Genomic DNA, 10,270 nt, shown 5'->3' with positions numbered 1-10,270 from the left:
CGTTATTCGGGCAAGGAGCGCGATGCGACCGGGTTGTATTACTACGGTTTTCGCTATTACGCACCGTGGCTGGGGCGCTGGATCAATCCGGATCCAGCGGGAACCATCGATGGGCTTAATCTGTATCGGATGGTCAGAAACAATCCGATTGCCCTGTTTGATACGGATGGCTTGGCTTCGGACGATGAGGGTGAGCCCGCTCCCCTGAGCGTTGCTGCGAGACGGAAGCTTTTTTCTGCCCCGGCCGCTAACGCCTCGACTTCAGGTGGGTCTTCTAAGCGCTCGGCTCCTGCCTTGGTAACAAAACCGCCAGTAGCTACAAAACCTGTCGTTTCGACGCCTTCTCGGACTGTCCCGCCTCCTCCGACTCCAGCGACAACGAACCCGCCTCTGCAAGCCCCGGCAGTCGCGTCTAACAGTCAACCGTCTCCTATAGTGTTATCCACAGCGGATGAGCAAACAACACTTCCTTCCTATGCTGCCAGCTCACTCGCTGTAGGTAAACATCAGTTGATGCTTACTTCATCGGGTAGTGTCGTGGCCATGAGAGGGGACAATCGTACCCCTGAACAGATCCGTGCAGCAGGCGGTTTTTTCCCCAGGGATAACAGAGGACTCGCAATCAAACAGGAGTTCAAGCAGGAAGTGAAGATCAAAGGAATTAACACCAAATCCCAGGAGCACGTTAGAAACCCCGTTCCAGGTTACGTATCCACCGGCATGAATGAAGAATCAGGTGGATATGGTGACAGCAGAGCCTACCTGTACCGGATGGAAATTCCGGGTTTGAGAGAGCAGGTTATTAATGATCAGACAATGGGGCTCGAGCCTCCCTTCACTTTCACTCCCCGAAAAAATATGGATGCCCGATTGTTGATGAGTGGTGCCACGCTCGAACAGTCCGAATTTGTAGCGGTGATTCCAGGTATGACTGTGGAAATGACGTTTATCACCCCGATCCCGAGCGCCAACATTGTCGCCTTCAGAGCAGCCAGAAGTAAGCAATGGGAGTCATTTCATTAATGAACGTCTACTTGTAAAAAAGCCCCGCCCAACCCACTGCGGATAGGGGGACGCAGCGGACTGGGCAGGGGCTTCTTGTTTTACTGCGCAATGATTTTCACCGACATGTCGCGTTCGATCGGGGTGGCGCACCCGTAAATATCTTCAAGCCGTGCGACTTGTAGGGGCTAATGATTCCGGACACCCGTTTAGGCGAGAATACTCGCCAGATCAAGGTGCCTGATGAGCAAACAACGCCGTGTGTTATCTGCTGAATTCAAGCGCGAGGCTGCTGAGTTCGTACTCAAGCAAAACTACAGCTATATCGACGCCAGCCGTTCACTCGACGTCGGCGAGTCAGCTCTGCGCTGCTGGGTTGATCAGGTTCAGAAGGAGCGCCAAGGCGTCACTCCGCTGAGCAAAGTATTGACCCCGGAACAGCAGAAAATTCAGGAGTTGGAAGCTCGGATTACCCGCCTTGAACGGATAAAATCGATATTAAATCTATGGTCACCCCCGTTTTTGCAATGTTGATTAATGGGCGAAGTGTTTGGCTTGCTTAATCTATCCTGCGTCTGTATGAAGGGATGCCCACGCCATGATGAGAGTCGCGCCTGACGATCCTGAAAAGGCTAACGGCTTCTTGCAGAAGCGATTTTTAAAGCAGGTTCTTCGCTGGGCCGGTGGACCGTTCACGTCATCCATTGTTCAGCTATCGCAAAACCTGAAAGTGGTTCGTGGCACTAGAACAACAGCCGAGTCAGATAGCCACGGCATCTGGCCCTGCATTAAATACGCCATGACCAGCTGAGATCGAGCCAGTTTGTTGGCCAAGGCACAGGCCACCACGTTCGAGTGTCGTCGTATCAGCAGCGGGCGAACCCCATCTGCCAACGCACCATGCTTGATCTTCAATTGCTGAAGATAAACTCGAGCACACTGAACCCATAATAGCCTGAAATTTTTGTCACCGCGCTTGCTGACTCCAAGCAAAGTGGCCTTGCCCCCGGTGCTGTATGCCTATCCGGTGTATTCGAAAATAAAATCAGGCCGTGGTAGAGTTATATTCACTATTCCCTCAGGTTTGAGTATTCCCGGAGTCTGTATGTCCTTAATTAATGATTACCGCGCCACTGAAGACGCCATTAAGCAACTGCAAAAAAAGCTCAATGCCTTAGAGGATGACCCCGCTTTTCTCACCGAAATGGAATTCGAAGAGCGTTTGCGTGCACTGATGGGCGAGTACAGTAAAAGTCTGCGGGACATTATCAAGATTTTAGCCCCAGAAAGAGCTGTGTCGATAGCAGAGCCTGTATCAACCCGTAAGCACCGAATCGTAAAGGTTTACCGTCACCCCGAGTCGGGCGAAGTGATTGAAACCAAGGGGGGCAATCATAAATTGCTCAAAGCTTGGAAGCAGCAGTATGGTGCGCAAACGGTTGAAGGTTGGCTGGACCAGTAAAGGTAGCGCAACATGATACGCGTTTGATCCTGGTTAGATCGTGCTCGCCATAGTGGGCGTTCGTGATGGATATCCACGGATAGTGCTCAAGGATACCGCCCTGATCGCCAGCGAAACCGTTCAGGGCGACGTTCATCATGGCTTAGGCAGGGCAGGGGGCTGAGAGCTCTCTTTAGTCCGCTCGCGAGCGGCGAACTTGATTGCATTTTCAGTGGCGATCAATCGTGCTCGGGCGACTTTAATTTTCAAGGCGCGTGCCGCCGCCCCGATTGTTTTGCCAGTTTCTGCCTGTTTTTGCAGAGCAGGCGCTAGTTTGGCTCGCTCCTTCTGCAACTGAAGGTGATGAGCGGAAACCAAACCAGGCATGGTTTGCCCACTGAGGCCGGACGGAATTTTTTGGACGGTATGTCCTGCCGCAAAATACTCCTCTATTTGCTGTTCCAAGGTAGTAAAAGTAATTTCGCGCGGGTGAGGTTTGGACTCGCTGCTCACTGACCCTTTCCTGTTGAGTTTTTACGAATGCTGTAAAGCGTTTATGGCTGAGGTGTAGGAGGCTGATGGCGATGGATGTATCCACGCTCTGAGAGGGTATCGTACCTAGGTATATTAAATACAACGCCTTGGCTGAGGGCTGTAGGTAAATACTGAAATCATCTCAGCAGCACCCGAGAGGGCGAGTGCTGCGACGACCTCTGCGATATGGTGAGCGCGTCACGGAGCTTAAGGGCTGTGCGCGGTGCGATGGTGTTGTTTCGATGCTATGTGTTCCTATAGCGCACGTCTTTTGCGAGGTTGGCCGATACGGTCCTACGTAATAGGCCGATTGAGATAACAGGACTTAGTCTGTGCTTATCCGCCATCACCCGCGTGCTGTCACCTATCGCTGTCCGCCGCGTTCAAACGCATATAAATCAGGATTTCCCTACAGCAAAAGTTATGTAGGCCCAAGCATAATATCCCTGTCACTTGTTGAACACTCACGCGCGACGCGGCTACTTTCAAGTCGGTTAGGTAGTCATCTCGTTCAGTAAGCGGCCTCATCGTAATCCTTTTTCCCTGTATTTCCCTCTCGGGATACAGGGTTTTTTTTGGCATTTGGTTTGGCGCGGACTCATTGTGATACCGCACTCCTAAGCGGTGTATGAAAAGTACTGTCGCAAACACCGCATGGCGCAAGCCAGTGAGTCCATTGCGCCAAAACCTTTCGCCAGCTTGTCGTAGCGCATACTGATCCGTCGATTCTCTTTCTGCCTATCACCGGCTGCATCCGGTAGCGGTCGCAATAGCGCCGAAGGTGTTCAGCATCGTAGCCCTTGTCCGCCAAAGCCAGCGACAGCGCTTGTGAGGTCGCCCCCTCGGGCTGTTTGGGGCTTGAACCTGGCCAAGCAACGGCTGTGCATGAGTAATATCGCTGGCCTGTTCTTGGTCGTGAGGCCGTCGTGACTACGGCCTCACGCATGATCTCGCGGTTCTTCAGGGCCCCTTTTTCCGGTGCCGGAAGAGGCTCAGATTGCACATACTGCGGTGGAATCGATCATCCAGGTATCCGGATCAATCAACCCTTGTTCGTTGGGCCTGACATGCGGCGCTTGAGTATCGAGTCAAAGGTGCCTCGATTATGCCAGTCACGAAAGCGCTGAATAACCGTCGACCAGGTGCCGAAACGCTCAGGCATATCGCGCCATGAGGCGCCTGAGCGGAGCACCCACAAAATGCCGTTGAGCATCAAGTGGTTGTCGTTTCTTGGGCGTCCCGTTTTCTGATCCCCGATGAGTGAGAGATCTTCAATCATTTCCAGGATGCATCGCTGAGCTCGTATCGCTTGGCCATCAGAGTCTCCTTCGTTTGATGGCGACGATTTTACCCATTTCGGTGTTTCAAGGGGTTTCGTACAGAGCCTAGAGTAATAAAAATTATCAAAACATCTGTGGACGAGGTAGATGGACCTGAGCCGACGCCAAAGCCAAGGTTGTTGAACCAACTCCGGGCGGGTCGGCAACAGTTTGGAGTATGCCAATGTTCGGATCGTTTTGGCCAAGGTTAATTTTCCAAATGAAGCCGCGTGAAAAAGTAATCCGCTGACGCTATATCGCCATGGCTCCAGGCGAGGTTTAAACATTCACCTCTTTAAAGCTAAGTGTCAAGTGACTTCTAACTACTTGCTGCATGCAGTCGGATCAAGTGCAGATCGAAGCGACCTCGGTTTAAATTAAATTTACGAGAGGATCAGGAATTCCCTACAGTATTACGGAGTCCGGGTGTCGTACAGTGAGAAAAAGGAGGTCTGAAAATTTATCTGGTTAGTTTGCTTTGGTACTTATATGCGAGTGATGACGGATTTACGGGCAGCGATACAATATTTATCAACTCTTGAGACCCGGAGAGGTTCCATGGAAAACAAAGTCCTTATTGTAGATGAGCATCCGGTTATGAGCTTGGCATTAACCTCCTGGCTCAAGCAACATGGGTTTAACGTTGTCGCTCAAGCGTGCAACGGGATTGAAGCCATGCAGTTCATTAGTGAGCATAAACCTCATGTTGTGCTCATGGAGATTGATATTCCTTGCTTGAATGGTTTTGTGGTCATTGAACGCATCAGGCTGCTGGACATGCCGGTTAAAACTATCGTCTTCTCTGCACAGAATTCGCGATTCGTCATCATCAATTGTGTTTTGGCGGGGGCGTACGGATTTGTCAGTAAGACTGAAGACGGAAATGTTCTGCTCAGTGCGATACGGACCGTACAATCCGGCCTGAAGTATTATCCTGACTGGGTTCAGCAGGAGGGACGATTGAACGTGACAGGCGACCCGATGGGCAGGCTTTCCTCGCGAGAGCGTCAAGTGCTCCAGCTGTTAACTCAAGGCCTCAGTAATAATCAGGTGGCGGCACGCATGCAGCTAAGTTGTAAAACCACCAGCACTTTCAAGGTTCGCGCACTCAAAAAATTAAATGCCAATACGTTGATGGACTTGCTCAATCGTACTAAATAGAGGCCTTATATTTGAGTGAGCACTTTTGCCTCATGCGCGTGCGCGATTAATTAAAAGAGGCTTGGGCCGTGCCTGAAATGTTGGAGTGCTTCGCATGGGGCACGCATCCGTTGCGTGTGATGCCACAAAGTAGGTTGTGAGGCTCGTAACCTGCGATGCAGTACCGGGCAACACACCTCAGGTGTCGACCGGCAATGCACATTTTTAACGGACTCCCGACTCTTCCAGGTTTAGGTCTTGATCGATTACCTAACCTCAGCTTATTTGGCTATGCGCTCAACCTTTCGGTAACCGCCTCCTGCAATTGTGTTATTGCGACGCGTACTTCAATCGCGCTTCTGATAGTTTCTTCCTCCGCCAGTTCGTTATGGTTTTGTTGCTCATAGATTTCTGCTGCTTCGATCAGTACCTGGGCGCCGACCATGCGTGCCGCGCCTTTGAGACGGTGCACCAAGCGTGCGAGGTCTTGCCATCGCTTGGTCGACAGGAACTCATCAAACTGTTTTAGATCAAGGCAATTGGTGGCGTACAAACTATCGAGTAGTAAGCGCTCCACGGCTGGATCACTTCCGGTGAGTGAGTTGAATGTAACCAGGTCTAATACTGCGGATTTTGGCGTAACGAGAGAAGAGGTGATCCTCATCGGGTTGGTCTCAACGGGCGTCCCGCTCAGGCAAGTTTTGAGCATCTCTAAGCTGACCGGCTTGAACAGGCAATCATTCATGCCCTCAGCCAGACAGCGCTGTCGCTCTGATACTTGTGCATTGGCGGTAAACCCAATGATAGGGCCTGGGAGGCGTCCCGATGCGTGTTCATCCTCGCGAATGAGGCGGGTCAGTTCATAGCCATCCATTATCGGCATATGGCAATCGGTGATCACCACATCAAAAGGTTCTTGCTTCATCAGATTAAACGCCTGAAGGCCATTTTCTGCCTCTTTTACGGTATGCCCGAGCAGTACCAACTGGTGCCATAGCAACAAACGGTTGGCCGGATGGTCGTCAACCAGCAAGACCCGTAGCGCTGACCGTTGACTGATGCTCTTGCTGCTGGCTTCTGAACTGGCAGCGTCCAGTGCTGGTGCGTTAAGCATTAGCTTGATTCGTGTCCCCCGCTCAGGGGTGCTGGAGAGTTGCAAGCTGCCTTTCATCAGCTCGATCAACTGTTGACAGATGACTAACCCTAACCCGGTACCACCCCGATTGTTCTCGGGCCCACTGATCTGACTAAATGGTTGAAACAGCAATTTCAGGTTCTCGGAAGAGATACCAATACCCGTATCTTCCACGACAAACCCCATCTGTAATTGGGCTCCCACCTGCTGAACGTGCAAGGAGACTTTGACTCCCCCTCGATCCGTGAACTTGATGGCATTATTGAGTAGGTTGAACAGCACCTGCTTCAAGCGCGCTCCGTCAATCCAGGCATCACTGGCGGAGTCGAGCTGAAAGTCCAGTGTCAGGTATAGTCCTTTCTGATCTGCCAACCCATGGAAAACCCGTCCGACGCTTTCCACGAGCTCCTTGGGATTATTGCGTTGCGGCTCTAAGATCAATTTGCCAGCCTCGATCTTGGATAAATCAAGAATCTCACCAATTAAAAACATCAGGGCGTTGGACGATGAGTGGGCGGCCTCAATCGTCGTACGGTCCCATTCTTCCCCCTTGTCGACTCGGGCCAGGGTCACCTCCAACAGCCCAATGATGGCGTGCAGCGGGGTGCGAATCTCATGGCTCATGACGGTCAGAAAACGAGTCTTCGCCTCACTGGCCTGCACCGCCTGATCTCGCACGGCATACAGCTGATGGAGAAGGTGCTCGGTGTCGGACATGTCAATCCAGCCCATGAGCAAGCCGATGCAGCGTCCACTAGCGTCTCTATGCGGTACTACCCACTGGCGATAATTGCGCAGCACTTCGTTAATTCTAAAGGCAATCAGGCACACGCTAGGCTCGTTAGCCTCTAACAACGTCTCGTACGTGTGCTTCGGATCGTTCTCTTGAACACCCTTCAGTCCTTGAACCTCTTCCCACTTATGTCCAATGACGTCGGCGGCCTGTAAGCCAAACACGTCGTAAAAGGCGTCATTGCACAATAAGAATGTCCCGTTGAGATCGCGCATGACCACAGGTTGAGGAAGACCGTCCAGCAGGGCACTGCGAAATGCTTGGCGCCCCTTTTCGGCTTGACTTCGAATACGTCGAAAAACGGAATAGACGAACCACATCAGGAGCATGCCGATGACCGTGCCTGCGACAATGGCGAACCAGCGCAGCCGTCGCTCATAGTTGCTCCACGCATTGCCTTCTGACGGTGGACTGTCTTGCCAGCGCTCCAGAAGAGTACCGACCATTCGCGGTTCAATTTGACTGAAAGTTGCCTCCAAGACATCAAAAAGCATGGGCTGTGCTTTGGTGACGGCAAAGGAAAGATTGACTCGCAGCTTAGGCAGGGAGGTCAGCACACTTAAGTTTTTAGTAAAGTATTGATTAATCATATAACGGGCAATCGGTAGTAACACCACCGCCGTGTCAACACGCCCGTTGGCGACGGCCAACAAGCTTTCCAGTGGACTTTCTGTTTCAACAAACGTGATGTCGGGGTGGCTTTTTCGCAGCCCGTCGATCATTGGTGTGCCGCGGATCAGCGACACTCGCTTGTTGCGCGGGTCTTCCAGGCTGTTGATGGTACTGCCGTGTATCCCGATCAAGGCAAAACTGCTCGTACCGAAAGGTTCTGTGAAGTTGAGAAATTCTTTGTGCTCAGGCGTCGCCGCCACGAATGGCGATATCTGCGCATCGCCTTTTCGTAGGGTGTCCACAGTTTCTTGGGCGGAATTACGTTCGACCACCTCAAAATGCAGCCCACTGCGTTGGCTGATTTCATCCAGTAAATCAGCCACTATCCCGCTAAAATTTCCATCATTGTCAAAAAAACTATAGGGTGGTGCAGAGCCGCTGACCGCCACCTGTACTTGCGGGCGTGTCGCTAGCCAACGAATCTGCTCGGGCGTGTAAAGCGGCTCTTGTGCCGCCTCAAAATAAACATTGCCTCCCCAATAAGTGCGAATATTGGAGCGAGTCGCCAGCGGAATACTGAAAATCACCTGATTGAATAAAGCCATCAGAAGAGGATCGCTCTCCCGAAATACAAAGCTGTATCCCGGGTCGTGTAAGTCGGCTAAGGGACGCATGCGTAGGTTAGGCAGTTCTCCTAGGCCAATCTGATAGGCCGCGGTAACGGCGTCACAGACAGCCCAGTCAGCATGCTGGTATTGAACGGCATGAAGCGCTTCACGTACCGACGCATAGAGTTTCACGTAGGCGTCAGGAAAGTGCGCTTGCAACTCGTCAGTGGAGGCATAGCCCTCCACCATTGCCAGTCTCGAGTTCGCCAATGACGGTTCTGCGCCAATATCGCGGCCTACCAGCACTGGTTGATTGGCGGTGTAGGGGGTGGACAATAATAAGCCTGGAAGTTGAGCTTCGTAAGATGACCCCAACCCCAGCACGTCTACCTCTCCCGAGCGCAGACCTTGCAGTGCGCTCGGCCAGTCGGGATAGACGCTTACTTGAACGCTTAGTCCTAGACTGTTGGTGATAATCGATACGTAGTCAGCCATCAGCCCTTTAAACTTCCGATTACGCAACAAGGATAACGGACCGTAGTCTTGCTCTCCGATGCCCACGCGTACTACTCGGCGTGCCTGCAGCCAGGAAAGCTCAGGGGGGGGGAGTGTCAGCTTTATCAGCGGTAAGCTTGCTTGCGGCTCTAGCTGAATGGGCTCGGTCGCCTGCACTCCCTGACTTAAAAAGCAATAAATCAGGAAGCTCAGCAGTAATGGGCGCCACCCCAAAGTACGGTATTGCCCGGTAAGACTGTACGGCCACTGTTGAAATAGTTTTTTGCGAATCGACATCATGACTCCTTGTCTTGTGAATGTAGCGCTAGTGCAACGACGTGACTCAGCTCAACGTCAAACTTCTGCCGAAACGAATTAGCTCCTTATTCGTGGGCATGCCCAGTTTAGTATTGAGTTTATGATTCAGCTCTCCCGCGTGAGCAGGGCTGATCATCAGGGCTGAAGCGATGCTGTCGACGTCCCCTCCTCGCACCAGGCAGCGCAGTGCAACGATTTCGCCATCCGATAAATCATCTGAGGCGACGGCCATTGAATGGCTAGGAAACAGCATTTGGCCCTGGAGAACTTGCGTAATTGCATAAAGCGTCAAGGAGATCTCGTCGTTCTTGCTGATGAAACCTCGTGCACCTAGGCGCAGGCAGCGATAGCTGTAAACGCTAGCGTTGAGCATGCTATATACCAGCACGGGGACGTCGGGGCATACTTTGCGTAATTGCTGCAAGGTGGAGAGCCCTTCCATTAACGGCATATCTAGATCCAGAATCACCAAGGACGGTGCGCAATTTTTGGCCAAACGTAACGTTTCCACGCCACTGCTGGCCTGACCGACCACAGTGAATCCCTCACTTAATAACCTCATAACCAATATTGTGCGCATGACACAGTTGTCATCGGCGATGATAATTCGGTTTTTCGGTTTGACGTGTTCCTCGCCAGATTGACGCCTGATCCTTTGCATTTAATGACCCTCATTTATAAGGTGGAGGATTTGCCGGCACTCATCGTCGCGCCAAGCCTGAGCCAGCAGAGGCCACGCGAGGTGGGCAGCACCCGTTGGTTTGAAATTTTTTGCCTTTCCCCTGCGCTCGACCTGTAGAAGCGGTTTGTTGCTTTGTTGTACGTACAGCAAGGTTGCGGTGAGTTATCGAGGGTTGAAAGGCTCTTTGCCTT

The 10,270-nt window shown here is 51.9% G+C and carries 6 protein-coding genes and 3 pseudogenes; 4 read left to right on the top strand and 5 right to left on the bottom strand.

Annotated elements, in window-relative coordinates; translation table 11 throughout:
• The coding region (locus tag ACIOZM_RS26500) for an RHS repeat-associated core domain-containing protein (protein WP_401219314.1) at window positions 1-1,023 on the top strand (1,023 nt) is incomplete at its 5' end.
• A 222-nt stretch (window positions 1,024-1,245) separates the two neighbouring features.
• Window positions 1,246-1,503 (top strand): annotated as a pseudogene (locus ACIOZM_RS26495) (transposase); the annotation flags it as partial.
• Window positions 1,504-1,710: 207 nt separating this feature from the next.
• On the opposite strand, the pseudogene ACIOZM_RS26490 reads toward ACIOZM_RS26495, so the two are convergent.
• Window positions 1,711-2,019, bottom strand: a pseudogene (locus ACIOZM_RS26490) (hypothetical protein); the annotation flags it as partial.
• An 88-nt stretch (window positions 2,020-2,107) separates the two neighbouring features.
• Here ACIOZM_RS26490 and ACIOZM_RS26485 point away from each other — a divergent pair.
• Window positions 2,108-2,464 (top strand): histone-like nucleoid-structuring protein, MvaT/MvaU family, encoded by a 357-nt coding sequence (locus tag ACIOZM_RS26485; RefSeq protein WP_401219312.1) that lies wholly within the window; start codon window positions 2,108-2,110, stop codon window positions 2,462-2,464.
• 135 nt (window positions 2,465-2,599) lie between these two features.
• On the opposite strand, the gene ACIOZM_RS26480 is transcribed toward ACIOZM_RS26485, so the two are convergent.
• Both ACIOZM_RS26480 and ACIOZM_RS26475 read right to left on the bottom strand, forming a co-directional pair.
• Window positions 2,600-2,956, bottom strand: coding sequence for a hypothetical protein (locus tag ACIOZM_RS26480; RefSeq protein WP_401219309.1), 357 nt, complete (start codon window positions 2,954-2,956; stop codon window positions 2,600-2,602).
• 638 nt (window positions 2,957-3,594) lie between these two features.
• Window positions 3,595-4,294 (bottom strand): annotated as a pseudogene (locus ACIOZM_RS26475) (IS5 family transposase).
• Window positions 4,295-4,854: 560 nt separating this feature from the next.
• Between ACIOZM_RS26475 and ACIOZM_RS26470 the strand changes: the two are divergent.
• Window positions 4,855-5,457 carry a response regulator gene (locus ACIOZM_RS26470; protein ID WP_401219308.1) on the top strand — a complete coding sequence of 201 codons (603 nt, stop codon included), beginning with the start codon at window positions 4,855-4,857 and terminating at the stop codon, window positions 5,455-5,457.
• Between the two features lie 268 nt (window positions 5,458-5,725).
• On the opposite strand, the gene ACIOZM_RS26465 is transcribed toward ACIOZM_RS26470, so the two are convergent.
• Both ACIOZM_RS26465 and ACIOZM_RS26460 read right to left on the bottom strand, forming a co-directional pair.
• Window positions 5,726-9,376, bottom strand: coding sequence for an ATP-binding protein (locus tag ACIOZM_RS26465; protein WP_401219305.1), 3,651 nt, complete (start codon window positions 9,374-9,376; stop codon window positions 5,726-5,728).
• Window positions 9,377-9,422: 46 nt separating this feature from the next.
• Window positions 9,423-10,058 carry a response regulator transcription factor gene (locus ACIOZM_RS26460; protein ID WP_401219302.1) on the bottom strand — a complete coding sequence of 212 codons (636 nt, stop codon included), beginning with the start codon at window positions 10,056-10,058 and terminating at the stop codon, window positions 9,423-9,425.
• Window positions 10,059-10,270 lie beyond the last annotated feature (212 nt).

It is taken from the genome of Pseudomonas sp. NPDC087346, from assembly GCF_044744235.1.
Taxonomy (GTDB): domain Bacteria; phylum Pseudomonadota; class Gammaproteobacteria; order Pseudomonadales; family Pseudomonadaceae; genus Aquipseudomonas.
Note: the sequence above shows the minus strand (reverse complement) of the source record. Positions and strands in the feature narration are given on the sequence as shown.